Origin of the sequence: Bacillus sp. SN1 (assembly GCF_002796895.1) — a bacterium.
Classification (GTDB): Bacteria; Bacillota; Bacilli; order Bacillales; family Bacillaceae; genus Bacillus; species Bacillus inaquosorum.
Genome location: NZ_PHIE01000001.1, coordinates 1382870 through 1406255 on the forward strand (window position 1 = coordinate 1382870; position 23386 = coordinate 1406255).

A 23386-nucleotide genomic window follows, 5' to 3' on the forward strand; every position below is an offset into this window, starting at 1 on the left:
TTTTGCATTCTTTGATTTCTTCTGATGATGTTTGGGTATTATGGGGGTTTATTGCGGTGTGGGCGGCAGTGAGCATCGGGCTGGAGCAGCGCTTTAAGTGGGCGTCCGCTGTGTCTGGCGCTATTATCGCGCTGGCAGGTGCAATGGTGTTTACAAATATAGGGGTGCTTCCTGTTGAATCGCCTGTATACGATACCGTATGGTCTTATGTGGTGCCGCTGGCGATACCCCTTTTGCTGTTTCAGATCAATGTGCGGCAGATTTTTAAGGAAAGCAGGCGTTTGCTGTTTATATTTCTGATTAGCTCCGCTGGAACTGTGCTCGGCAGCATCCTTGCTTTTTTTCTACTCAAACAGCATATTCCTTATTTAGATAAAATCGGCGGGATGATCAGCGCCTCTTATATCGGCGGCGGGATCAATTTTGCGGCGATGGCGGCAAAATTTGAGACACCGGGGGAATATGTGTCGGCTACCGTTGTGGCTGATAATTTTATGATGGCGCTTTTGTTTTTTATATTAATCAGCATTCCTGCACTTAAATGGTTTCAGCGGCACTATGCCATGCCGTTTGAAGAGAAAGTGAAAGCCGATGGAAACAGCAGAAACAGTGCAGAAAGCTATTGGAAACGGAAGGACATTTCCTTAAAGGATATCGCTTTTAATGCTGGCGCTGCTTTTGCGCTTGTTGCGGTTAGTGTGAAGATTTCCGGCTATTTTAAAAACATTTTTTCTCATCCTCTTTTGACCGGAACGCTTGGCGATCAGTACCTGATGCTTACGTCTTTAACGGTTCTTATCATTTTTCTTTTCCCGCGTTTTTTTGAAAGGCTCAATGGATCTCAGGAGCTTGGAACCTTTTTGATTTATTTATTTTTTGTGGTGATCGGCATTCCTGCAGATCTGCGCTTAATCGTCACCAATGCGCCTCTTATTCTCTTATTTGTCTTTATCATTGCGATCAGCAATTTAGCGGTTTCCTTAGCCGTCGGAAAATTGTTCCGCGTGCGGCTTGAAGAAATTCTGCTCGCCGTCAACGCTACTGTCGGAGGGCCAACGACCGCGGCTGCGATGGCAATTGCCAAGGGATGGCGGGAGCTTGTCGCCCCGATCATGCTTGTCGGTACGCTTGGCTACTTAATTGGTAACTATGTCGGCACCTTTATGGGAAATTGGTTTTCTTCCTTTTTATAAAAAGGATATTTGCAGTTTCCTGAGAATAATGTAAGAGGAATGCCGACATGAGAACGGAGAGATCAATGTATGTTAAAAGGAAATACCATTTATGTAAGACCTTTAGAAGTAAAGGATGCGGAAGAAAATCTGCGGCTGCAAAGCGAAAACCAAGATTTTTTCGAACAGTTTTCCATGATTCGCGCAGACGATTATTATACGATTGAGGGGCAAAGAAAACGAATAACCGAGTACCAGCAAAGACTGGAGAAAGATGAAGAATATTATTTTGGCATTTTTACAGTCTCGGACGATACATTAATCGGGACGGTTTCGCTCTTTCAAATCATCCGCGGGGCGCTGCAAACTGCGTTCATCGGGTATTTTTTAGACAAATCCCACAATGGAAAGGGACTCATGACAGAGGCGGTCAGATTGATTGTTGATTATGCGTTCCACGAATTGAAACTGCATCGCATTGAAGCCGGTGTGATGCCCCGTAACCTCGGGTCCATGCGCGTATTGGAAAAAGCCGGATTTCATAAAGAGGGCATTGCCCGAAAAAATGTAAAAATCAATGGCGTTTGGGAGGATCATCAAGTTCTCGCGATTCTGAATCCTGATGATGAATAACAAAAGAAGCCGGGCTATCGCCGGCTTCTTTTTTAACGGACCGCCACTGGCGCAATTTCTTTCAGCGCTTGTTTGAAATCACGTTCTAAATCATCTGCATGTTCGACACCCACACTAAGACGGAGAAGGCCGTCTGTGATGCCTCGTTTTTCACGTTCTTCCTTAGGCATTGCCGCGTGAGACATCGTAGCCGGATAGGACAAAATCGATTCCACTGCACCAAGGCTGACAGCGAAGACCGGAAGTGATACATTCTCTACTAATTTCTTAACGGCCTCTTTGCTTTCAAGCTCAAAAGATAGCACGGCGCCCGCTCCCGTTGACTGGCTCTTATGGGTTTCAGCACCCGGATGATCAGACAGTCCCGGATAATACACGCGTTTCACCGCCGGATGCTTCTGGAAAAATTCCGCAAGACGCTGCGCTGTTTGGCTCGCTTTTTCTAAACGGACCTGCAATGTTTTTAATCCGCGCAGCACGAGCCAGCAATCTTGCACGCCAAGGACGGCGCCGAACGAGTTTTGCAGCTTATACAGCTGCTTCCCAAGCTCTTCATCCTTGACAGCAGCCAGACCTGACAGCACATCGCTGTGTCCGCTCAGAAATTTTGTTGCACTGTGAAGTACAATATCCACGCCGAGATCAAGCGGACGCTGCAGTGCCGGTGTCATGAATGTATTGTCCAGAAAGGTCAGACAGCCGTTTTCTTTGGCAAGCTGAACAACCGCTTTAATATCAGTGATCCCAAGTGTCGGATTTGACGGTGTCTCCATATAAATGACCTTTGTGTTCGGCTTGATATTCCGCGCTACTTCGTTTGTATCCGTCATGTCGACAAATGTATGCTCAATGCCAAACCGGGTCAGCACCTCTGTCACCATGCGGAAGGTTCCGCCGTATACATCTTCTGTCACAAGAACGTGATCGCCCTGTGACAGAAGTAAAAATGCTGTTGAGATCGCAGCCATGCCTGAACTGAAAGCAAATCCTCTCGTTCCCCCTTCCAGTGCGGCAATTGTTTCTTCAAGAGCCGTTCTGGTCGGCGTGCCTGAGCGGCTGTAATCATATGCGCCAAACTCTTCAAATGAAGATTGGTGAAAGGTCGATGCGTGCTGAATCGGTACACTGACCGCCCCTGTTGCGCCGTCTGTTTTAAATGGATTGTGCACGAGCTGGGTTTCCAGCGTCCAATTGTGATTACTCAAATGAAACAGCTCCCTCTTTGACCTGACATAACGCCTGTTTTAGGTCCTCTTTTAAATCTTCCGCATGTTCAATTCCGACCGAAAAACGCAGCAAACGATTGCAGACCCCGTTTGCGATGCGGATCTCTTCAGGAATATCCATGTGCGTCTGTGTGGCAGGGTATGTAATAAAGCTCTCCACCCCGCCGAGGCTTTCTGCAAAACAAATGGTCTTCAGCGCTTTTAAAAATGGGTTGACCCACTCTTCTTTTTGAAGACGGAAGGACAGCATGCCGCCTTTTCCGGGATACAGTACATCGGCAATTTCATCCTGCTCTTCTAAAAAGGCCGCAAGCTCCTGCGCGTTTGCCTGATGCTGGCGCATTCTGAGGCTCAGCGTCTTCATTCCTCTCATCAGAAGCCACGAATCAAACGGAGGCAGGACGGCGCCGATCGCATTTTGGTGTTGAAACATTTCCTCACCAAGCTGCTCATCCTTTACAACGACAAGTCCCGCAAGCAAGTCGTTATGCCCGCCTAAATACTTGGTTGCGCTATGAATCACAATGTCAGTTCCCAGCTCAAGCGGACGCTGCAAGACCGGTGTATAAAATGTATTATCAACGATCAGCAGAAGACCGTGCTCTTTTGTAATCCGGGCGATCCTTTCAATGTCCGCCTCCTGCATGAGCGGATTTGTCGGTGTTTCCACAAACACTGCTGTTGTATTCGGCGTAATCTTAGAGCGTAAACAGTCCTCATCGCTGAAATCATCATAATGAAAGGTCAATCCGTATTTTTTCCATTCATTTTCAAACAGACGGTACGTGCCGCCATATAGGTCCGATGAAACGATCAGTTCATCTCCGCTTTTAAACAGCGCCATAATCGTTTGGATGGCTGCCATTCCCGAACTGAAGGCAAGCCCTCTCGCTCCGTTTTCTAAGCTGGCGATCGCGTCCTCAACAAGCTGGCGTGTCGGATTTTTCGTGCGGACATAATCAAATCCGGTTGATTCTCCAATCCCTCTGTGGCGGTATGCTGTTGATAAATAAATAGGAGGACTCACTGTTCCCGTTACTTCGTCGCTTCGGTTACCAATTTGGGCTAATTTCGTTTCAACGTGCTGTGACATATAGCTGACACCTTCCCTTTTCATAATAAAAAACCCCTTCTTCATAAGAAGAAGGGGTTTAACGCTTCTTCTTATCTTCCAAGCATAAAAAACGCTTGCTGGATTTAGCACCTTGGCGTTTTGCATATGCAAAACAAGCCGGTTGCTGAGGTTTCTAAGGGCCAGTCCCTCCACCTCTCACGATAAGAAATATCGATTTCAATTTTCTGATTGTTTTATATTAGCGCAATTTGCAGTTTATTTCAACACTTTTTTCTTCGAGTTCCGAACGGTTTAAAGAGAGAAATTTCTAATAATTCATGGTACAATAATGGAAAACAGCAAGAAAGTCTAGTGATGTCCTGGAGGAATGTATTATGGCACCGAAAAACGGCACAGTGCAAGAAAAGAAATTCTTTTCAAAAGAGCTTAACGAAGAAATGACATTGCTCGTTTATCTGCCGTCCAACTACTCCCCTCTTTATAAATACCATGTCATTATCGCGCAGGACGGCCACGATTATTTCAGGCTGGGGAGAATCGGCAGGCAGGTCGAGGAATTGCTGTCCAAACGGGAAATAGACCGGAGCATTATTATCGGTGTTCCTTATAAGGATGTAAAAGAGCGCAGAAAAACCTATCATCCGGAAGGTTCCAAATTTCCGGGGTATAAACGGTTTATCGCCCATGAGCTCGTTCCATTTGCGGATGACGAGTATCCAACCTATCAGGTCGGCTACGGACGCACGCTGATAGGCGATTCGCTCGGGGCTACCATATCTCTTATGACAGCGCTTGATTATCCGAATATGTTCGGCAACATCATCATGCAGTCTCCTTATGTTGACAAACATGTATTGGAAGCTGTGAAACAGTCAGACGATATCAAACACCTTTCTATTTATCACCAAATCGGCACAAAAGAAACTGACGTCCACACAACAGACGGAAACATTCTGGACTTCACAGAACCGAATCAGGAGCTGAAACAGCTGCTGGAGAAGAAGCTTTCCGATTATTATTTTGAGCCATTTGACGGAGATCACAAATGGACATACTGGCAGCCGCTCATCACGCCGGCGCTGAAAAAAATGCTTTGATACTCTATCATACTTTATTTTCAGGAGGGACATAATATGAAATACGGAATCGTTTTATTTCCATCAAAAAAACTCCAAGACCTTGCGAACTCTTACAGAAAGCGCTATGACCCGAGCTATTCCCTGATCCCGCCCCATTTGACACTGAGAGCATCGTTTGAATGTGCGGAGGAGAAAGCGGATCAGCTTGTATCACATCTGAGAAACATCGCGAAGGAGTCCTATCCGGTCGTTCTCAAAATGACAAAATACAGCTCATTTGCGCCTGTTAATAATGTCATTTACATCAAAGCAGAGCCGACGGAAGAATTAAAAACACTCAATGAAAAGTTATACACTGGTGTGTTGGCTGGTGAACAGGAATACAATTTCGTTCCGCATGTGACGGTCGGGCAAAATCTTTCCGACGACGAGCATTCGGATGTGCTGGGACAATTAAAAATGCAGGAAGTGTCACATGAAGAAATCGTTGACCGCTTCCACTTGCTTTATCAGCTGGAAAACGGATCATGGACAGTGTATGAAACCTTCTTGCTAGGCGGAGGAGAATAATCGACTTGGAAGCAGTTATTGCAAAAAATGAAGAACAAATGAAAGATGCATTTTATGTAAGAGAAGAAGTCTTTGTCAAAGAACAAAACGTGCCTGCTGAAGAAGAAATTGACGAACTAGAAAATGAGTCGGAGCATATCGTCGTGTATGACGGTGAAAAGCCTGTCGGCGCCGGAAGATGGCGCATGAAGGACGGCTACGGCAAGTTAGAGCGTATTTGTGTATTGAAAAGCCACCGCTCAGCCGGTGTCGGCGGCATCATTATGAAGGCGCTCGAAAAAGCGGCTTCAAACGGCGGCGCTTCCGGTTTCATTTTAAACGCACAAACACAGGCTGTGCCGTTTTACAAGAAACACGGGTATTGTGTGCTTTCTGAAAAAGAATTCCTCGATGCCGGCATTCCCCACCTACAAATGATTAAGGATTAAACAGCATCCGGGTCTATTGAGATCCGGATTTTTTCCACATATAAAAAACCGTTCTCTGGATGTGAACGGTTTTTTATACATATCGGTTAATGTACGTGCCCATTCCTTTTTCTCGAAATCTCTTATAAAGAGAGCGCTTACGTTTTGTCTCGTTTACCTTTCTTTCAGCAGCCGTTTGATTCTCCTGCTGCTTTTCCAGTTCTTTGTATACCCGCTGAAACGGGACATAGCTGATTTTTTCGGTTCCGGCATAATCCTGCTTATGTCCAATCGTTCTATTTGCATATTGAGCGTATTGCTGGTTCTGAATTTGACCTGCATATATCATGCGATATCCACCCTTCTGCTGTCTTTTTTCCCTTAAACTTACTTTTTGAAACACGTTTCTTTTGATATGATATTCTTTGTCTGTAATGAACACCTTTTTTGATTGGGAGGACCCCTTTTTGAAATGCGCCCGACTGAATGATCGAACCATACATTTACATACATATTCTAGAGAACATTATCAATTCCTTTTTGAAGAAGGAATAAAAGGACATTTATTTTGTTCTCATTGCGGAAAATCCGTTTTGTTAAGGCTTAATATCACCGATCCGCCTGAATTTATCCACCGCCTGCCAGGCCATTTTCCGGCATGTGAGGAGGCCTGCGAAACGAAACCCGCTAAAGAGGAGAAAAAAGAAGACTATCAGGAATCCGGTGTCTTTCGTTTGCCCAAGGGAAAAGCGATCGTTGCTGACTCGTCTCCGGCTGTCACGGAATGGCAGCGGCCGAGAAGCATTAAACCCGGAACACCATTTATACAAAAAACAAAAGAACCTGATACAAGCCTTTTTCCGTCTGTCGGCTTGAACACAGATCAGCTGAAAGCTGTCACGGAAACCGAAGGCCCGCTGCTTGTGCTTGCAGGTGCGGGAAGCGGAAAAACACGCGTGCTGACAGCGCGCGCCGCCCACATGATCGAACACTTAGGCATACCGCCGGAACACATGCTGCTTGTCACCTTCACGACAAAAGCTGTCGCCGAAATGAAAGAGCGTATGGCGAAGCAGTACGGATTACAGGCTGCAAAAGTCAGAAGACTTGTCACCGGAACATTCCATAGCCTGTTTTATAAGATCTTGTATCACTATGATTCTGCTAAATGGAACGGCGAGCATCTGCTGAAAATGGAGTGGCAGCGAGAACAATATGTCAAAAAAGCACTCTATGAAGAAGGCATAGATGAGAAAGAGTTCCCCGTTGATCAGGCCCTGCAGCAGATCGGTTTCTGGAAAAACACTTATGTGCCGAATGAACGCATTCCTTTACAGGATGAGTGGGAAAAACAAGTCTACCGATTATATGAACATTATGAGCGCCAGAAAAAAGAACAGAATCAATTTGATTTTGATGATATGGCTTCCGCCTGCTATGAATTGTTTATCGATCGGCCGGACCTTCTGGAACAATATCAATCTCGGTTTACGTATATCTTAATTGACGAGTTTCAGGACATTAACCCGGTTCAATATAAAATCATGCAAATGCTGGCCAGTCCGGAGCAAAACCTGTGCTGTGTCGGGGACGATGACCAGTCCATCTACGCGTTTCGCGGAAGCAATCCGTCTTTTATTCTTGATTTTCAAAAGGATTATCCCGGAGCGAAGACGATCTATTTAACCGCGAACTACAGGTCCACGCACCCGATCGTCTCAAGTGCTGATATCGTCGTGAAAAAGAACAAAAACAGGTATGCCAAAACGCTTGAAGCGGCCCGTGATGACATCCAGGCTCCTGTGCTGTTTTATCCTTATGACGAAGAGGAAGAAGCCACAATGGTCGTTTCCGATATCAAAGAAAAAATTCAAAACGGGGCAAACCCTGAAGACTTTGCAGTTCTCTACCGCACAAACAGCGGAGGCCGCGCCATTTACGAAAGGCTTCATCATTCGTCAATTCCGTATACAGCTGACCGCGGCGTCCAATCGTTTTACAGCAGACGGATTGTCCGCCAGATTCTCGCTTACTTGTACGCCAGCCAAAACGAGGATGATACTGAGGCGATTAAGCACTTGCTGCCCGCCTTGTTCTTAAAACAGTCCGCATTGAACACGCTGAAGGCACTCTCGATTACCGAGGACTGCTCCATGATTAAAGCGCTGGCCAAACTTCCTGATCTGAAGCCTTTCCAGCTGAATAAAATTAAGAAGATCGTGCCGTTTTTCGCAAGCCTCCGTACGATGAAGCCGGTGGAAGCGATCACCTTTGCAGAAGGAAAAATGGGCTTCTCCGAGTATTTAAAAAAACGGGGCAATGAGGGCAACAAGCTGGAAAAAGGCTCCGATGATCTGCGCGACATCAAGGTCGTCGCCAAGAAGTTCAAAACGATACCTGACTTTCTCGCCCACGTGGACCATATGAGGGCCGCTGAGAAAAACAAAACGGATGAAAATGGCGTTCAGCTAATGACCATTCACCGGTCAAAAGGCCTTGAATTCAAAACTGTTTACGTCTTAGGCACAGTAGACGGCTCGATTCCGCACGATTTCTCATTAGAAACAGCGAGAAAAGGAGATGAAGCTCCTCTGGAGGAAGAAAGACGCCTGTTATATGTAGCCATGACACGGGCCAAACAACATTTATATTTGTCTTGTCCCGCAAACAGGCGCGGCAAAACGGCCCACCGTTCAAGATTTTTGTATCCTCTCTTACAGCAAAGACAGCCCTTGCATAACTAACAGCCCGGCAGTGATCTGCCGGGTCTTTTCTATAAAGTAAAAAAAGGCCTGCTGCATTGAGTCAGCCAGGCCCTCTGCTTATTTATTGTCCATCATTTTCGAAATCGTACCAAAATCAAGCTTTTCTTTTCCGCTTGTAATGGAATGAACAATCTTATCTTCTAATTCTTTCGGCACGCGTCTGTTTGCCAGCTGCGCTACGCGCTTAATGACGCTGCGCACTGTGTTTTCGTCTTTAAAATTGGCGTTTTGAAGGGAGCCGGCAAGATTCATGACATCCTGCATATTGACACCTGTTTTCTTTTCGACGTTCTTAAAAAATTGATTATCCATAATACGCCTCCTTTTGGCGGAGTGATACGGTATTGTATGAACACCCATTGTTCAATGTGCTTTTTCCAAAAATAAAAAATGAACACAAGGCAAGGAAGTACGGGACATCACCCGTACTTCCCTCAATAAACCTTAGAAGTTATAAAAAGATGCACCCACGATGATAAGGAGAATGAACAATACGACTAAAAGAACAAATGTTGAACCATAGCCGCCGCCGTAACCGCCAGCATAACCGCCATAACAGCCGCCGCCGTAGCCTCCTCCGAATCCGTATCCAAAGCCCATAGATAAGCACCTCCTTTACTCTCTATACACTATGTGAGCCGTTTTATTCGGCTTGGATAAACGCATAGGGCGATTGCGGATTTATGATTGTTCGTACTGAGCCTGGCGCTTTTTGAGTAAGGCTTCGGTTTTTTCAGCCAGCTCTTCAATCTCCTCTTCAAACGCCCTACCGGCTTCATCAAATGCATCCAAGTCTTTTCTGATACTGCTCAAGATGTCTTCATGCTCTTTTTGCTTTTGTTCGTGAGGTTCATATCTTCCTTCTATCCATTTTTCAAACTCATTCACTGGTATCCATCCCCCCACTCATAATATATGCTGAGCAAGGCGCTCCGTTAAAAAAACAAAAAACCGGAGGTCTCCGGTTTCTTTGCCAGGCTATTGAGGCTTTTTCTTTTTATTTCCGCACCCGCAGCCTTTCTTTTTGATCTTTTTAGTTTGATATGATGAATCTGTATATGGAGTTTTTTGGGAAGGTTTATTGAATTGATTCACTTTGATCCCTTCCTTTCCTTATGTCATATATGCTACTTTATGCTGATGCTAGTGAAAAGTTGCTGGTGGGAATGCCTTATTCTTGCAGCCATTTTGATACGAGCGTTTCTATAATGCCGGCAAGGCCTGCGATCGCCAGCAGTAAAATCAGCCACTGCGCTGCCTCTGGAATGAAAGCCTGACACAATATCAAAAAGCCGGCGCACCACACACCTGTGCACCAGTAGCAGCTCAGCAATTCACCAATAAACGCCCTGACACCTGTTCCCTTAATGACGATATACGTTTCAATGTTCCCGTCTGCATCCTTTTCCTCCTTCTCTTCATGAAACAGGCTGCGAAGCGGTGCCATAATCGTGTCAAACACCAGCAGGCGGGCGAGCCGAAAGACCGCAAGCGAAAGAAGAGCAATTGTCATCCCATTAATAACCACTTGTTCACTCCTTTGCCAATCATGATCCCTTCACATATATGCCAAAACCCTATTCTTCATGAATTGTATCTTGTCCGTTGCAAAATTGGTTATTTTTATTATTCCGCTCTGCACCCCATTTGCATTATATAGAGTATGGATAAGAAAGGAGTGAAGGTTATGTCATTTGAAGAAAAAGTTGAATCCCTGCATCCTGCAATATTTGAGCAATTATCAAGCGAATTCGAACAGCAGATCGAAGTGATTGATTGCGAAAATATCACAATAGATACATCACATATAACATCTGCCCTTTCTATACAAGCCTTGGTCACAACATTGATTATCCTGGTGACACAGCTCGTCATCGCCGACGAGGACTTGGCTGACACAGTAGCAAGCGAAATACTCATTCTCGATAACTCCCAAATCAAAAAAAGAACAATCATTAAAATTATCAACAGCCGAAATATCAAGATCACTTTGTCTGCCGACGAAATAATAACCTTTGTACAAATTTTGCTTCAGGTGCTAAACAGCATTCTCAATGAACTTGACGTCCTTTAACCCTTTCTTTTCACAAACTTAAAAGCCGAGGTGAAAACAAATGTCAGATAACGATAAAATCAAAGAAGAACTTGAAAAGCTTCCGGAAGCTGATCCAATGACGAAAATGCTGGTCCAAAATATATTTACTAAACACGGCATCACGAAAGACAAAATGAAAAAAGTATCAGATGAAGAAAAGGAAATGCTTTTGAATATGATAAAAGACTTGCAAGCGAAATCAGCGGAATTAGTTGAGAACCAAAAGAAGAAAAAAGAAGAAGCAACCGTGAACGAGCAAAAGAACGTAAAACCGCAAAGCCGCAGAGAGCAGTTAATTGAACAGCTCAGACAAAGACGGCAAAACAATAACAATTCAAGCCAATCATAAAAAATAGGGTTCTTCATCAGGATATATGACTCAGTCAAAGTAAGAGGCTCGCTCATTTAATAACAGTAAAAGAAAAGGAGGAATAGATATGGAAAGCAGACCATACTCTTGGGTTGCACTTGATCCTGACTGTGACCATCCGTTAGACGAAAAAGAAAAAGATAAAAAAGAAGAAAGAAAATGTCATTGCGATGTTTGCTGTAATGGCAATGGTTTTTTTGGCAACGACAATGCCTTCATTGACCAAAATCTCGCACAGGCAAACCTCAACAAACAAGTTTCCGATGAAACAATTATTATCAGAGACTCTTGTGACATCAACGTTTCATCTACAGACGTTCAAGCCGTAACATCAGTGGTAACGGCGCTTAATGCAGCTGTTCTGACAGTAGCTCTCACTTCCATTGCAGACGGCGTAATTGCCGAATTAGTCGCACAAGATTTGTTACAGCTTACAGCCAACAAACAAGTAAACCGCCAAAAACTTCTCATCGAATGCTCCCGCGGCGTAAACGTCACAACAGTAGATGCCGATATCGCAACCCTTATCTCTACAGCAACAAACGTTCTTATCGCCGTCCTAGCTATCACTCTTATCCTCTAGAATCTAAAAGCAGAGCTAAAACGCTCTGCTTTTTCTTATTTTCCAAGCATATGATGAATATATAGACGTTCACCCACACCAAGTGGGGCACGGGTACATATGTTGTTAAGGACTAAAGTCAAATACCCTATAAAGAAGGAGCTGAAATCAATGAGCTGCGGAAAAACCCATGGCCGGCATGAGAACTGTGTATGCGATGCAGTGGAAAAGATTTTAGCAGAGCAGGAGGCAGTTGAAGAACAGTGTCCGACTGGCTGCTATACCAACCTTTTAAACCCTACGATTGCTGGAAAAGACACAATTCCGTTTCTCGTTTTTGATAAAAAAGGCGGATTGTTCTCCACATTCGGAAACGTGGGGGGATTTGTGGATGATATGCAATGCTTTGAATCCATTTTCTTCCGCGTCGAAAAATTATGCGATTGCTGTGCAACACTTTCTATTTTACGCCCGGTCGATGTCAAAGGCGATACCTTAAGTGTTTGCCACCCTTGCGACCCGGATTTCTTCGGGCTAGAAAAAACAGATTTCTGCATTGAAGTCGATCTCGGATGCTTCTGTGCGATTCAATGCCTGTCACCAGAGTTAGTTGACAGAACATCACCTCATAAAGATAAAAAGCATCATCACAATGGATAAACACTTGTAAAGAGGAATCCCCTTCCAAACTCTATTACAGGTGCAAATCATTCAGCTGCTTCCAGCGTGAGGCAGCTGACTCTCCATCATTTCGCCAGTCTCAAATTTATAAGGCAGGAGGGATAATATGAGCCAGAAAACATCAAGCTGCGTGCGTGAAGCTGTAGAAAATATTGAAGAACTGCAAAACGCTGTTGAAGAGGACTGCCCGACCGGCTGCCACTCTAAGCTTTTATCTGTAAGCCATTCGTTAGGCGACACAGTGCCTTTTGCAATATTTACATCAAAATCAACGCCATTAGTCGCCTTCGGAAATGTCGGCGAACTCGATAACGGCCCTTGCTTTAATACTGTATTTTTCAGGGTCGAAAGAGTGCATGGAAGCTGCGCAACACTGTCATTATTAATCGCATTTGACGAACACAAACACATTTTGGACTTCACCGATAAAGATACGGTGTGTGAAGTCTTCCGACTTGAAAAAACGAACTACTGTATTGAAGTGGACTTAGACTGCTTCTGTGCAATCAACTGCTTAAATCCTCGATTAATCAATCGCACGCACCATCATCATTAATGATAATGCCGAAAAGCTTGCAGGCCTGCAGGCTTTTCTCTATGTAAAAAAGCTGTCCGGAAACATCTGCCGGGCAGCTTTTTCATTTTCATTAAAAACCGAGCGGGTGCAGAGAGGTAATATCATCGATTGCCAGCTCAGTCGGCGCGCCGTTTCCAGTCGTGCGGAGCAGAACGGAATCATTTCTTCTTCCGACAATCACGCCCCTGTACGTTCTTCCATTGGCTTCAATCAGACAGAGCGCTCTCGGCATGTTATGCGGCAGCTTTGTTAAAAAATCAATTTTTTCATGAATAGACATCTTGCTCATCGGTTTTTTCACTTTTCTTGCCGGCGGAGTTTTTTCCTCCGCTTTAGCGGCACTATGGACAGCTTCCGGTTCTTTTTCAGGCTTCCGAGCCTCAAGTGCAGGCTCTTCCTTTTTTTCTGCTTTCGGAGGCTCGTGTTCGACGGTTTCTTCAACGGCCTGCGGCTCTGCTTTCTGTTCCTGCTGATTCTTTATGTGCTCTGGCTCTCTTACCTCTTGTGTTTGCTGACTCACTGGTTCAGCTGCAGGCTTTTGTTCTGCTTGCTGGACATCCTTTGCCACAGCTTCCTCCTGCTGTTTCTCATCGTAAACCGGCTTTTCCTCTGCTTTTGGCGGCGCGGGTTTGTTGGCCTTTTTTTTGATGACAATCTCCTGCATGGATGACCTTGTTGTTTCTGCATAATCCGGCTGAACAATATACATGAGCGGTTTTTTATCCGCGTTTCTTTTCTTATTAGACATCTTCATCCCTCCGATTGTGTCATATTCTATCTATATGACAGAAAGCTGAAAATCAGAAGAAATAAAAAAGCAATCCCTGTTCCGGGATTGCTTGGCATAGATCCTGCTTAGCGGGCAGTGATATGGAAACCTGAATCAACGTGAAGATTTTCACCTGTAATGCCTCGGGACATATCGCTGAATAAGAACGCAGCTGTATCGCCCACTTCTTCAGGTGTTGTCGTGCGGCGAAGCGGCGCACGCTCTTCAATGTCTTTTAAGATGGAGTTGAAATCGCTGATGCCTTTAGCAGATAATGTTCTGATCGGGCCGGCAGAAATGCTGTTGACGCGGATATTTTCTTTTCCTAAGTCAGCAGCTAAGTATTTCACACTTGCATCAAGAGAAGCTTTCGCTACACCCATGACGTTGTAGTTCGGCATAACAAGCTCTCCGCCAAGGTAAGTCAGAGTGACAATGCTTCCGCCTTCAGTCATCATCGGACGGGCAGCTTTCACAACAGCTGTCAGAGAGTATGAGCTGATGTTATGAGCCAAAAGGAAGCCGTCACGATTTGTGTTTAAGTATTCGCCGACAAGCTCTTCTTTATTGGCAAACGCGATACAATGCGCGATACCGTGGATCACACCGACCTGCTCCTTAATGCTTGCGAAGCAAGTTTCGATTTCCGCGTCGTTTGTTACGTCGCAAGGAAGGATGATGGAATCGTTGCGTTCTAACGTTCCGGCAAGCTCGTGAACAGATTTCTCCAGGCGTTCTCCTGCGTATGTAAAAATCAAACGTGCTCCCGCTTCATGTAAAGAGCGCGCAATTCCCCATGCGATACTGCGTTTGTTGGCTACCCCCATCACAACAATGTTGCGGCCTTCAAGTGAAAAATTCATATGTATAAAGCCTCCTATATTTAATAAAGACATAGTATTAGTACCTGATCTTAATTCCTATCATATCATAACCTTGTTCAGATGAAAAGCGCATACCGTAGCAAACGCGCAAGAGATCACCATCAGCTGGTGATCTCATCGGCTTGTATTTAAGCTGTTTCGTCTAAAGGCGAAATGATTTGTCGGCCCGTGGCCCGATCCGATGCCGAGCGTATTTTCCACCGCTGCGCGGACAAAGTTGGCCGCTACCTCGAATGCCTGATGGATGCTGTCTCCTTTAGCGGTTTGGGCTGTTAAAGCCGCAGCAAAGGTGCATCCTGTGCCATGCGTATGCTTCGTATCAATATAGGGATGGCTGATTTGCATAAACAAGTTCCCATCAAAAAGTAGATCAGTAATGTTATTGTCCTCAGGCTGGTGCCCACCTTTGATAATCACATTCTGTGCACCCATCTTTACGAGCTGCTCCGCTGCTTTTTTTCGGTCATCCAGCGAGCGGATAGTCATTCCTGTCAGCGTTTCTGCTTCCGGAACATTCGGCGTAATCGCGTAGCTTCTTGGAATCAGCAGCTCCTTTAAGGTTGCAACTGATTCATCACGCAGCAGGGATGCACCGCCCTTTGCGATCATAACTGGATCAACAATCACACGGTTAAACTCATACTCGTCAATTTTTCTTGCCACTTCTTCAATCATTTCGGCATTCCAGAGCATTCCCGTTTTTACGGCTTCAGGTCTCAAATCCTCGGCAACAGCATCAATTTGCTGTCTCAGCGCCTCTACAGTCAGCGGATACACCCCATGCACACCAAGCGTATTTTGAGCGGTTACCGCCGTAATCGCAGACATACCGAAAACATCAAGCTCCTGAAAGGTTTTAATATCTGCCTGTATCCCTGCGCCGCCGCCTGAATCAGAGCCGGCGATTGTCAATGCTTTATATATACTCATTACACTACACTCCTTTTATTACCCGATCCATTTATGATAAATGGATTTTGCCCGGGCAATATCATTCGTTCCATGAATCAACGCTCTGCCGTCCCGGAACAGCACCAATTTCATATCATCCGAGCGACAGGAAATTAAATACGGATTCGCGGCTACTTCAAGCCCGGCCTGTCTCAGCTGACCGGCAAGCACTTCAAGATCAGCTTCTTTTGTAAAGGATGATCTGATTTGCACCGTGTTCCTGCCGCACAATACAGCCGCTTTTGTTTGGTTTTCATATGACAAAAACGGAAAATCATTTGTGCCGCAGCTTGGGCATGTGTCATGTTTGAGACCCGCTGCTCGCACCTCTGACCGCTCATTTTTCCACAAGTCAAAAGAGCGCAGCACCGGCTCGCATTCTTCTCCCGTCAGCAGCTTCAGCGCGTCTGTCACTTGAAAGACTGCTACCTGCAAAACAGCCGGACTGATGATGCCGGCTGTGTCACATGTCGCGCCGCCAATCGGAAGTGTATCGAGCAAGCAATGCAGGCAGGGGGTCGATCCCGGCACTACGGTAAAGGTGAGGCCGTAGCTCCCTACACAGGCACCGTATAGAAAAGGAATCCCTTCTTTTACCGCAGCATCATTTACGATCAGGCGGGTTTCAAAATTATCGGCCGCATCCACAATGATCGAAGCGCCCTTAATCAGCTCGAAGATATTTTCCGCTGTCACATCCATGACAAGGCCCGTCACATCAACATCGCTGTTAATCGAACGGAGACGCTGCTCAGCAGCGGCCGCTTTCGGCATTTCTTTTTTAACATCATCTTCTGTATACAGCTGCTGGCGCTGCAGGTTGCTCCATTCAACGTAATCTCTGTCGGCAATCTTCACAGAACCGACTCCCGCTCTGACCAGCATTTCTGCACTGGCTGTTCCAAGCGCGCCGGCGCCGATAATTACGGCGCGCGCTTCTTTCAGTTTCTTCTGGCCGGCTGGGCCGATCGGAGCAAACAGCTCCTGCCTGGAGTACCTGTCCGTCATACAGGAAGACCTTCTCCCGGACTGCTTGCCGTTCCGTATTGCTTTAACGGAATGCGGCCCGCCTCATAAGACAGGCGTCCTGCTTCCACCGCGAGCTTCATCGCACGAGCCATTTTCACAGGATCATTCGCGCCTGATACAGCCGTATTAAGGAGTACGCCGTCCGCACCAAGCTCCATTGCGTATGCCGCGTCTTTCGGCGATCCGATTCCGGCATCCACAATGACCGGCACTTTCGCCTGTTCAATAATAAATGACAGATTCAAAGGATTTAAGATTCCTTGTCCCGATCCGATCGGTGATGCACCCGGCATGATAGCATGAACACCGAGCTCTTCGAGTTTTCTTGCCAGCACAACATCATCTGACGTGTACGGGAGCACAATAAAGCCTTCTTCTAGAAGCTGTTCAGACGCTTTTAATGTCTCAACAGGATCAGGCAGCAAGGAACGGCTGCATCCAATGACTTCGACTTTAATCATGTCACAAAGACCTGACGCTTTTGCCAGCCTTGCAATCCGGACCGCTTCTTCAGCGGTGCTGGCGCCTGCTGTATTCGGCAGAAGCGTATATTTGGATAAATCAAGCTGTTCCAGAAAATTAGGCTGAGACGCTTCAAAGATGTTCATTCTCCGCACAGCAAATGTTAAAATATCAGACTCGGAAACAGCCACCGCTTCCTTTTGGATTTCAAACGATGGGTATTTCCCCGTGCCCAGCAGCAATCTTGATTGAAATGATTTCCCGCCAATTGTTAACATGCTCATCCGCCTCCTACAAAATGGACAATTTCAATGACATCACGATCACAAAGCTCTACCTCGTGATAATGTTCTTTGCCGATAATTTCTTTATTTCTTTCAACGATAACAATTTTATTTTCAAGCTGATAAGACGCCAGCAGGTCTTGAATTGTACCTGCGTCTTTTTCCCACTTCACGTCTTTACCGTTCAGCTGTAGCATCATATCTGTACCGCCTCCTTGCGATCAATTCGGAATGCGTGCAGCCAGTCTTGATTGACCTCTTTATTCATGATGAGATCACCAATCAAAGCGCCCGTTGCAGGAGCAAGCAGAATCCCATTTCTGAAATGGCCCGCCGCAAATAAAATACGGCTGTCCTCAGGGTGTCTGCCGATGTACGGTTTCCCATCCTTTGTTCCCGGCCGCAGTCCCGCCCAAAAACGATCCACCTTCATATTCTGAATAGCCGGCATCATCGTTTTTGCTTTTTTCATAACAGATTCCAGGCCGCCAAGATCCGGTGTTTCACTCCAGTCACCCGGCTTCATCGTCGCGCCGACAACCAGTCTGCCGCTTTTTCTCGGTACGATATAGCAATGGTCATGGTAAAGAGTTTTTGTCAGCGGTATATCATCATTCCAAACAGACAGGCATTCCCCTTTTACAGGGAAAAATGAATGATTCAGCCCAAGCTGTTTAAAAAACATTCCGCTCCACACTCCGCTGGCAACCGCGACATGATCCGCCCATACGTTACCACTCGGCGTCTCGATGGACAGAGCTTCACCGTCACGTTTAACATGCAGGACAGGAGTATGTTCAAAAATTTCCGCACCAAGCGCTTTCGCTGCTTTCGCATATGCCTTGCAAACAAAATAAGGCTCAACATGTACATCATCCTGAATCAAGGATGCCCCGAAAATGTCACCAGACGTATACGGTTCTGTTTCTAACACCTCTTCTTTTGTATGCCAGCTGACTGAATCCAAGTCATCCATCTTCCTCAGCCGCAGCACGTCTTCTTCAGAAAACGCAAGCTTAAACATACCACCGTTATGCTGCCTGATATCAATTCCGGATAATGTATAAAGCTCCTCACCAAGGTCTTTATACAGACGCTGGCTGTGCATGGCGAAGTCAAAAAATGCGTCACGTTCCTCGCACTCAGCATGGGCGCCCAGCATTCCGGCAGCGGCACTTGTCGTTCTGCTGCCCATTGTTCCGCTTTCAAACAATGCGGTGCTTTTGTTTTCCTTTGCCAAATGATAAGCAATCGCGGAACCGATAATTCCGCCTCCAATGACAACTGCATCATAATGCCTTTTCATAGCGCATCTCCTTTAGCTTGCGGGAATATCGTCTGGCAGCTTCCAAAGGATCAGCGGAAGAAAAAATTCCCGACATGACAGCGATGCCATCTGCTCCTGCTTGTTTTACGTCTTTTAATTTGTCTGGCGTCATTCCGCCGATGGCAATAACCGGGATGGAAATCCGCTGTTTAATATCTGACAGCAAAGACACACCTCTGCCTTCAAGACCCTTTTTGCAATCTGTTTCAAACACATGGCCGAACAACACGTAGTCTGCGTCTTCCTTTTCTGCTTGAACCGCTTCCTCCAGTGAATGCACGGACCGTCCGATATGAAGGTGAGGAAATCTGGCTCTGACCTGCTTCGGCGAAAAGCTGCTGCTCGGCAGCTGCACGCGATGAATCGTAGAAAAAAGCGCAATATCCACCCGCCCGTTCATGACCAGTTTTCTCTTCTCAACACCGCCTTCGGACATAAGCCCGAGCAGTTTCAAAATGTCGGCCGCCGATTTTGACCGTTCCCGAATGTGAATATAATCAACTTCATTCTGAATAGCTATAATTGCTCTTGCTAACTCTTGAACCGGCTTGCAGTCATCAGTTATGGCGTGAAGCTCCAAATTCCTCCACCTCTTTTATGCCGCGGTCGGACCAGCCTTCTTTTCGATAGGCCATTCCCCAAAATTGATATTCATAGAAGCTGGAAATAACAAAATTCTCTTTCATTTTGGCACGCACTTCCTCCGTGCTGTTTTCCGCCAGCTCATCAAATCGATTGATTTGCTCTTCAACCTGCTGTTTGAACCAGTCACCGCCGTATGTGCTGATCCACTTCTGATAAATCGGATGCCCCGGATCACATGTCAGCAATTTCTCGCCAACCTCGTAATACAGCCAGTAGCATGGCAGCAGGGCCGCTAATATCTCAGCAAAATTCCCGCTCAAAACCGAACGGTACATATGGGATGTATAAGAGTACGCCGTAGGAGACGGGGTAAACGCCTTACGCTCTTCTTCACTGATTTCCAACAGCTCCGCAAATTCGCGATGAAGCGCCATTTCCGCCTCATATGTACCTTGGGCGTGGCTTGCCATCCGTCCCGTTGTATAAAGATCCTTCGCATAAGCGGCGCCGAACGATTGCACCTTCGCAAAATGCGTTAAATAATATGAATCCTGAAGCACGTAGTATTTAAAACGATCAATAGGAAGCGTTCCGTCACCGATTCCCTGAACGAACGGATGGACAAAGCTCCCCTCCCACCATTCTGCGGCTGCACTGCGGCATTCTTCTGAAAACTTCACACGTCATTCCCCCTGTCTGAAAAATAAAAAAACCACTTTCCCGCAAGGAAAAGTGGTTTGGAATTGGCATAGTAAAATAACACAAATACCGCTCCACTTCCCTACGCAGGTCTGAACCTGTTCAAGTTATGAGGGTCTAAAAGTCACACTTTTATCTCAGCCCTTATGAAGGACACCCCTAGTGGTTATACGAATACATATTGAATTGTTCTGCACCTCTATATTAACACGAATCCCTATTTGGTCAAGGTTTAACCTTCCAATGTTTTCTTAAGATCCGTTACGTACGCCCGAGATCCGGTGACAATTAAGCGGTCTCCCAGTTTCAGCCTTGTATCCCCGTGAGGGACGATGCTGTCCACACCTCTGAAAATCCTGACAAAGATGACGTCGCCTGTTAAAGGGAATTCCCGCAAAATGACACCGTCGTATTTGCTGTTTTCCATATTAATTTGATACAGCGAAGACTCCTGGTTCGTGAGCAGCTTCATGACGCCAGGCGCTTCTATCAGCGCGCGAAGCAGCGTTTTTGTCGACAACAAAATAGAAAAGATGCTGATTCCCTGCTCCTTCAAAGCCGCTTCATTCTCGGGTGATCCGACGCTGGCAATGACTCTTTCTGTGCCTTTTTCTTTTGCAAGTAATGCAATGTCGGCATTCATGTCTTCATTCCCTGTCGCGACAACAAGAATATCCGCATCAAAAATACCGAGTGAGTCTAGGGTTTCAGGCTCATAATCAGAAATCGTTTCAACCGTAAACACTGATTCTGACAGCTTTTCCTCTGCATTCTCTTGGTAGACGTGCACAACACGCACGTCATACTCGTTCTCCGGCAATTCAAGTGTAACAGGCAGAGTCATTTGGTTTGCGCCGATAAACGCAATCGTCTTTTTCTCCTCCGGCTGCTCCTCCCGTTTGTACAATTTTTTAAAACAGATCGGCGTAAAAATACTGGCAATAACTGCTACTAAAATCAGCGCTCCTGACATATTTGCGCTGATCACGTGAAGCTGCTGGCCGATTGTCGCAGCGGCAATCACGAGCGAAAGGGTTGATGTCAGCAGGAAACCAGACGCCAAAACTGTTCGATTATCATACCACTTCTTCAAGTACATGACAGGAATGATTTTGCTTATTAACAGCGCCAACAGCAGGAGCGGAATCATGATTAAAATGGTTCGATCTTGGAAAAGAGTCCAAATATCCAGCTTCACGCCGACCATCACAAAGAAAATCGGTATTAAGAACCCGTAACCGAATGAATCCAGCTGCTGAACAAGTTCTTTGTTTGGTGAAAGAAGGGAAACAAGAACCCCCGCTAAGAAAGCGCCGAGAATATTTTCTGCTCCTAGTGATTCAGACAGGGCAACGAGTACGATAATTAACGTAAAAATGGCACGCGTTCCGATCTGGATCGTCCCTTTTGACATGGTCTGAACAAAAGAGCGATGTTTAAAGACCCGGCCGAAAAAGTAAAGCACCACTCCGGCTGCGAACAGGATCATCAGGAGCCACATGTTTCCGCTGTCCTCTCCGTATAAAGAAGAAAAAACAGCAAGAAGAATCATCGTGGCCAAATCAGCAATAACAGCAACGAGCAAAATAATCTGCCCGATATTTGAATTCATGATCCGTTCTTCTTTCAACGTTGGAACGACAACGCCCAACGAAATCGTTGAAATAATAAGCGTCATTAAAAAAGCATTTTGGATAAATCCTGCCAAAACGAACCCATAGGACAGCAGCAATGATAAAATAAAAATACCGGCAAAAATTATAGATGCCGCAGCAAACGTATTAGGCGCTTCCTTTCCGTTTGGCAGGAGCTGCTTTTTCTTTCCTTTCTCAAACGATGAAAAATCAATTTCAAGCCCGCTTAAAAACATTAAAAAGATAAATCCTAGCATAGAGAGCGTCTGGAGCCATGTATCACCCTCCACAACTAAATTAAGACCGCTTTTTCCAATAATCAGCCCCATAATGATTTCAGCAACAACAACCGGGATGCTAAGTTTAAATCGATGCAAAAGGATGGGTGTCAAAAATGCAACGATAAGTACAACAACTAAAGATGCGACAGATGTATGCGCCATAATCAGAACCTCCTTTTTAGATCAGGGTTATGCCAGTTCTCAATCAAAGAACAGAACCTCATTTTTAAAAAACATAACGCGATTTTAACAAGGGTCAAGACAAAAAATAAAGTAATAAGGTCTTAATCCTGTTTAGAAAATGATTCTTCTATAATTTGCACATAAAAGCTTGTGATGACTCACAGCACTTTGCTTCATAATAAATAAAACAATCGGCAAGGAGGATACCGCATGGCTTACGATATAATCAGCGATATTCATGGCTGCTATGACGAAATGACTGAATTAATCCAAAAGCTTGGCTATACAATTAAAAATGGAGTACCTATCCACGAGGAAGGCAGGGTGCTTGTTTTTGCCGGAGATTTGACTGACAGAGGGCCCAAATCGATAGAGGTGATCCGCTTTGTAGCCGGCGCTTACGAAAAAGGCGCTGTGCGTTATGTCCCGGGAAATCATTGCAATAAACTGTACCGCTACTTAAAAGGAAATCCGGTGAAAGTAATGCATGGTCTCGAAACAACAGCGGCGGAGCTTGAAGAACTTTCTAAAGAAGAAAGAAAAGCAGTCAGCGAACAGTTTATGAAGCTGTACGAAACAGCGCCGCTTTACGACATCTTACATAACGGAGAATTAGTTGTCGCCCATGCTGGAATAAAGGCTGACGATATCGGCAAAAATACCCGCAGAGTGAAAGACTTTGTGCTTTACGGCGATGTGACGGGTGAAACGTATCCAGACGGCAGACCCGTCAGACGTGATTGGGCGGCATCCTATAACGGAAAGGCTTGGGTGGTATACGGCCATACACCTGTGAAGGAGCCTCGGAAAATCAATCGCACCATCAACATCGATACAGGCTGCGTGTTCGGAAATAAACTGACAGGCTTTCGCTTTCCAGAAATAGAGACCGTCTCTGTTCCAAGCTCCCTGCCTTATGACGAATCAAGATTTCGCCCTATATAAAAGGAGAGAATCATTGATTCTCTCCTTTTAGCGTGTCGACAAACCCTCGCATTCGTTGTCAGTCCTGCGCGTTGGCGCTCAATACGGAGATGGAACGGCGGCTAAATTCTCAGGCGTCCTGCCTAAACACCGCCGTCATCA

At 45.7% G+C, this 23386-nt stretch carries 29 protein-coding genes and 2 riboswitches; of the genes, 12 read left to right on the plus strand and 17 right to left on the minus strand.

Annotated elements, in window-relative coordinates:
* Window positions 1-2 precede the first annotated feature (2 nt).
* Both CVV77_RS06970 and CVV77_RS06975 read left to right on the plus strand, forming a co-directional pair.
* Complete coding sequence (locus CVV77_RS06970; protein WP_003239215.1) at window positions 3-1193, plus strand: DUF819 family protein; 1191 nt, start codon at window positions 3-5, stop codon at window positions 1191-1193.
* Window positions 1194-1262: 69 nt separating this feature from the next.
* Window positions 1263-1805 carry a GNAT family N-acetyltransferase gene (locus tag CVV77_RS06975; RefSeq protein WP_003239217.1) on the plus strand — a complete coding sequence of 181 codons (543 nt, stop codon included), beginning with the start codon at window positions 1263-1265 and terminating at the stop codon, window positions 1803-1805.
* A gap of 32 nt (window positions 1806-1837) precedes the next feature.
* Here the strand turns inward: CVV77_RS06975 and metC are convergent, their stop codons facing one another.
* Both metC and metI read right to left on the minus strand, forming a co-directional pair.
* The gene (metC, locus tag CVV77_RS06980) at window positions 1838-3010 is read right to left on the minus strand and encodes a cystathionine beta-lyase (protein WP_100274973.1); all 1173 of its coding nucleotides are present in this window, start codon (window positions 3008-3010) and stop codon (window positions 1838-1840) included.
* Window positions 3003-4124: a cystathionine gamma-synthase/O-acetylhomoserine thiolyase gene (metI, locus tag CVV77_RS06985; protein ID WP_100275153.1), complete on the minus strand. Its 1122-nt coding sequence runs from the start codon at window positions 4122-4124 to the stop codon at window positions 3003-3005. The genes metC and metI overlap by 8 nt, the downstream gene beginning before the upstream one ends.
* Window positions 4125-4192: 68 nt before the next feature.
* Window positions 4193-4313: riboswitch (SAM riboswitch) on the minus strand.
* Between the two features lie 167 nt (window positions 4314-4480).
* On the opposite strand from metI, the gene CVV77_RS06990 reads away from it, so the two are divergent.
* The 3 genes from CVV77_RS06990 to CVV77_RS07000 are packed head-to-tail and all read left to right on the plus strand — an operon-like array spanning window position 4481 to window position 6183.
* Complete coding sequence (locus CVV77_RS06990) at window positions 4481-5203, plus strand: esterase family protein (protein ID WP_019258079.1); 723 nt, start codon at window positions 4481-4483, stop codon at window positions 5201-5203.
* Between the two features lie 36 nt (window positions 5204-5239).
* Window positions 5240-5755, plus strand: coding sequence for a YjcG family protein (locus CVV77_RS06995; protein WP_100274974.1), 516 nt, complete (start codon window positions 5240-5242; stop codon window positions 5753-5755).
* Between the two features lie 5 nt (window positions 5756-5760).
* A complete protein-coding gene (locus tag CVV77_RS07000) occupies window positions 5761-6183 on the plus strand; it encodes a GNAT family N-acetyltransferase (RefSeq protein WP_100274975.1) in 423 nt (140 codons plus the stop codon).
* Window positions 6184-6256: 73 nt separating this feature from the next.
* Here the strand turns inward: CVV77_RS07000 and CVV77_RS07005 are convergent, their stop codons facing one another.
* Complete coding sequence (locus CVV77_RS07005) at window positions 6257-6511, minus strand: hypothetical protein (RefSeq protein WP_100275155.1); 255 nt, start codon at window positions 6509-6511, stop codon at window positions 6257-6259.
* Window positions 6512-6629: 118 nt separating this feature from the next.
* On the opposite strand from CVV77_RS07005, the gene CVV77_RS07010 reads away from it, so the two are divergent.
* The gene (locus tag CVV77_RS07010) at window positions 6630-8906 is read left to right on the plus strand and encodes an ATP-dependent helicase (protein ID WP_142397304.1); all 2277 of its coding nucleotides are present in this window, start codon (window positions 6630-6632) and stop codon (window positions 8904-8906) included.
* Between the two features lie 78 nt (window positions 8907-8984).
* Here CVV77_RS07010 and spoVIF read toward each other — a convergent pair whose 3' ends face one another.
* The 4 genes from spoVIF to yjcA form a co-directional block, all read right to left on the minus strand.
* Window positions 8985-9239: a sporulation-specific transcription regulator SpoVIF gene (gene spoVIF / locus CVV77_RS07015; protein ID WP_003239233.1), complete on the minus strand. Its 255-nt coding sequence runs from the start codon at window positions 9237-9239 to the stop codon at window positions 8985-8987.
* A gap of 132 nt (window positions 9240-9371) precedes the next feature.
* The gene (gene yjcZ, locus CVV77_RS07020) at window positions 9372-9527 is read right to left on the minus strand and encodes a sporulation protein YjcZ (protein ID WP_003239234.1); all 156 of its coding nucleotides are present in this window, start codon (window positions 9525-9527) and stop codon (window positions 9372-9374) included.
* An 81-nt stretch (window positions 9528-9608) separates the two neighbouring features.
* A complete protein-coding gene (locus tag CVV77_RS07025) occupies window positions 9609-9815 on the minus strand; it encodes a hypothetical protein (RefSeq protein WP_003239236.1) in 207 nt (68 codons plus the stop codon).
* A gap of 283 nt (window positions 9816-10098) precedes the next feature.
* Window positions 10099-10455, minus strand: a complete 357-nt coding sequence (gene yjcA / locus CVV77_RS07030; protein WP_003239239.1) for a sporulation protein YjcA — start codon at window positions 10453-10455, stop codon at window positions 10099-10101.
* Window positions 10456-10614: 159 nt separating this feature from the next.
* Between yjcA and cotV the strand changes: the two genes are divergently transcribed.
* From cotV to cotZ, 5 genes are all read left to right on the plus strand, one after another.
* Complete coding sequence (gene cotV, locus CVV77_RS07035; RefSeq protein ID WP_003239240.1) at window positions 10615-11001, plus strand: spore coat protein CotV; 387 nt, start codon at window positions 10615-10617, stop codon at window positions 10999-11001.
* 40 nt (window positions 11002-11041) lie between these two features.
* Entirely contained in the window at window positions 11042-11371 is a 330-nt protein-coding gene (locus CVV77_RS07040; RefSeq protein WP_019258075.1) for a hypothetical protein, read from the plus strand.
* Window positions 11372-11459: 88 nt separating this feature from the next.
* Complete coding sequence (cotX, locus tag CVV77_RS07045) at window positions 11460-11975, plus strand: spore coat protein CotX (protein ID WP_019258074.1); 516 nt, start codon at window positions 11460-11462, stop codon at window positions 11973-11975.
* A 150-nt stretch (window positions 11976-12125) separates the two neighbouring features.
* Entirely contained in the window at window positions 12126-12614 is a 489-nt protein-coding gene (cotY, locus tag CVV77_RS07050) for a spore coat protein CotY (protein WP_003239243.1), read from the plus strand.
* Window positions 12615-12741: 127 nt separating this feature from the next.
* Entirely contained in the window at window positions 12742-13191 is a 450-nt protein-coding gene (gene cotZ, locus CVV77_RS07055; protein ID WP_003239244.1) for a spore coat protein CotZ, read from the plus strand.
* Between the two features lie 91 nt (window positions 13192-13282).
* On the opposite strand, the gene cotO is transcribed toward cotZ, so the two are convergent.
* The 10 genes from cotO to CVV77_RS07105 form a co-directional block, all read right to left on the minus strand.
* A complete protein-coding gene (gene cotO / locus CVV77_RS07060; protein WP_080010775.1) occupies window positions 13283-13966 on the minus strand; it encodes a spore coat protein CotO in 684 nt (227 codons plus the stop codon).
* A gap of 101 nt (window positions 13967-14067) precedes the next feature.
* The gene (gene fabI, locus CVV77_RS07065; protein ID WP_003224643.1) at window positions 14068-14844 is read right to left on the minus strand and encodes an enoyl-ACP reductase FabI; all 777 of its coding nucleotides are present in this window, start codon (window positions 14842-14844) and stop codon (window positions 14068-14070) included.
* Between the two features lie 135 nt (window positions 14845-14979).
* On the minus strand, window positions 14980-15795 hold the full coding sequence (thiD, locus tag CVV77_RS07070; RefSeq protein ID WP_100274976.1) for a bifunctional hydroxymethylpyrimidine kinase/phosphomethylpyrimidine kinase: 816 nt from the start codon (window positions 15793-15795) through the stop codon (window positions 14980-14982).
* A gap of 18 nt (window positions 15796-15813) precedes the next feature.
* Complete coding sequence (gene thiF, locus CVV77_RS07075) at window positions 15814-16824, minus strand: thiazole biosynthesis adenylyltransferase ThiF (RefSeq protein WP_100274977.1); 1011 nt, start codon at window positions 16822-16824, stop codon at window positions 15814-15816.
* Entirely contained in the window at window positions 16821-17591 is a 771-nt protein-coding gene (gene thiG / locus CVV77_RS07080; protein WP_072566102.1) for a thiazole synthase, read from the minus strand. The genes thiF and thiG overlap by 4 nt, the downstream gene beginning before the upstream one ends.
* Complete coding sequence (thiS, locus tag CVV77_RS07085; protein ID WP_100275156.1) at window positions 17588-17788, minus strand: sulfur carrier protein ThiS; 201 nt, start codon at window positions 17786-17788, stop codon at window positions 17588-17590. Before thiS ends, thiG begins: the two co-directional genes overlap by 4 nt.
* Window positions 17788-18897, minus strand: coding sequence for a glycine oxidase ThiO (gene thiO, locus CVV77_RS07090; RefSeq protein WP_100274978.1), 1110 nt, complete (start codon window positions 18895-18897; stop codon window positions 17788-17790). The genes thiS and thiO overlap by 1 nt, the downstream gene beginning before the upstream one ends.
* Window positions 18881-19498, minus strand: a complete 618-nt coding sequence (gene tenI, locus CVV77_RS07095; protein ID WP_019258153.1) for a thiazole tautomerase TenI — start codon at window positions 19496-19498, stop codon at window positions 18881-18883. Before tenI ends, thiO begins: the two co-directional genes overlap by 17 nt.
* Window positions 19476-20183 carry a thiaminase II gene (gene tenA / locus CVV77_RS07100; RefSeq protein ID WP_100274979.1) on the minus strand — a complete coding sequence of 236 codons (708 nt, stop codon included), beginning with the start codon at window positions 20181-20183 and terminating at the stop codon, window positions 19476-19478. Before tenA ends, tenI begins: the two co-directional genes overlap by 23 nt.
* 81 nt (window positions 20184-20264) lie before the next feature.
* A riboswitch (TPP riboswitch) is annotated at window positions 20265-20373 on the minus strand.
* Window positions 20374-20434: 61 nt separating this feature from the next.
* Window positions 20435-22279 carry a monovalent cation:proton antiporter family protein gene (locus CVV77_RS07105; RefSeq protein ID WP_003239258.1) on the minus strand — a complete coding sequence of 615 codons (1845 nt, stop codon included), beginning with the start codon at window positions 22277-22279 and terminating at the stop codon, window positions 20435-20437.
* A 231-nt stretch (window positions 22280-22510) separates the two neighbouring features.
* Here CVV77_RS07105 and prpE point away from each other — a divergent pair, with 231 nt between their 5' ends.
* Window positions 22511-23245: a bis(5'-nucleosyl)-tetraphosphatase PrpE gene (gene prpE, locus CVV77_RS07110; protein WP_100274980.1), complete on the plus strand. Its 735-nt coding sequence runs from the start codon at window positions 22511-22513 to the stop codon at window positions 23243-23245.
* Window positions 23246-23386: the final 141 nt, after the last annotated feature.

Excerpts from the sequence above, each read along its gene's own strand:
- CVV77_RS06975 (WP_003239217.1), top strand. The coding sequence starts at position 1,263 with ATGTTAAAAGGAAATACCATTTATGTAAGACCTTTAGAAGTAAAGGAT.
- cotV (WP_003239240.1), top strand. The coding sequence starts at position 10,615 with ATGTCATTTGAAGAAAAAGTTGAATCCCTGCATCCTGCAATATTTGAG.
- thiF (WP_100274977.1), bottom strand. The coding sequence starts at position 16,824 with ATGACGGACAGGTACTCCAGGCAGGAGCTGTTTGCTCCGATCGGCCCA.
- CVV77_RS06995 (WP_100274974.1), top strand. The coding sequence starts at position 5,240 with ATGAAATACGGAATCGTTTTATTTCCATCAAAAAAACTCCAAGACCTT.
- cotY (WP_003239243.1), top strand. The coding sequence starts at position 12,126 with ATGAGCTGCGGAAAAACCCATGGCCGGCATGAGAACTGTGTATGCGAT.
- CVV77_RS07005 (WP_100275155.1), bottom strand. The coding sequence starts at position 6,511 with ATGATATATGCAGGTCAAATTCAGAACCAGCAATACGCTCAATATGCA.
- spoVIF (WP_003239233.1), bottom strand. The coding sequence starts at position 9,239 with ATGGATAATCAATTTTTTAAGAACGTCGAAAAGAAAACAGGTGTCAAT.
- CVV77_RS07040 (WP_019258075.1), top strand. The coding sequence starts at position 11,042 with ATGTCAGATAACGATAAAATCAAAGAAGAACTTGAAAAGCTTCCGGAA.
- CVV77_RS06990 (WP_019258079.1), top strand. The coding sequence starts at position 4,481 with ATGGCACCGAAAAACGGCACAGTGCAAGAAAAGAAATTCTTTTCAAAA.
- thiD (WP_100274976.1), bottom strand. The coding sequence starts at position 15,795 with ATGAGTATATATAAAGCATTGACAATCGCCGGCTCTGATTCAGGCGGC.
- thiG (WP_072566102.1), bottom strand. The coding sequence starts at position 17,591 with ATGAGCATGTTAACAATTGGCGGGAAATCATTTCAATCAAGATTGCTG.
- metI (WP_100275153.1), bottom strand. The coding sequence starts at position 4,124 with ATGTCACAGCACGTTGAAACGAAATTAGCCCAAATTGGTAACCGAAGC.
- prpE (WP_100274980.1), top strand. The coding sequence starts at position 22,511 with ATGGCTTACGATATAATCAGCGATATTCATGGCTGCTATGACGAAATG.
- cotX (WP_019258074.1), top strand. The coding sequence starts at position 11,460 with ATGGAAAGCAGACCATACTCTTGGGTTGCACTTGATCCTGACTGTGAC.
- yjcZ (WP_003239234.1), bottom strand. The coding sequence starts at position 9,527 with ATGGGCTTTGGATACGGATTCGGAGGAGGCTACGGCGGCGGCTGTTAT.
- cotZ (WP_003239244.1), top strand. The coding sequence starts at position 12,742 with ATGAGCCAGAAAACATCAAGCTGCGTGCGTGAAGCTGTAGAAAATATT.
- thiS (WP_100275156.1), bottom strand. The coding sequence starts at position 17,788 with ATGCTACAGCTGAACGGTAAAGACGTGAAGTGGGAAAAAGACGCAGGT.
- thiO (WP_100274978.1), bottom strand. The coding sequence starts at position 18,897 with ATGAAAAGGCATTATGATGCAGTTGTCATTGGAGGCGGAATTATCGGT.
- CVV77_RS07105 (WP_003239258.1), bottom strand. The coding sequence starts at position 22,279 with ATGGCGCATACATCTGTCGCATCTTTAGTTGTTGTACTTATCGTTGCA.
- cotO (WP_080010775.1), bottom strand. The coding sequence starts at position 13,966 with ATGAAGATGTCTAATAAGAAAAGAAACGCGGATAAAAAACCGCTCATG.
- fabI (WP_003224643.1), bottom strand. The coding sequence starts at position 14,844 with ATGAATTTTTCACTTGAAGGCCGCAACATTGTTGTGATGGGGGTAGCC.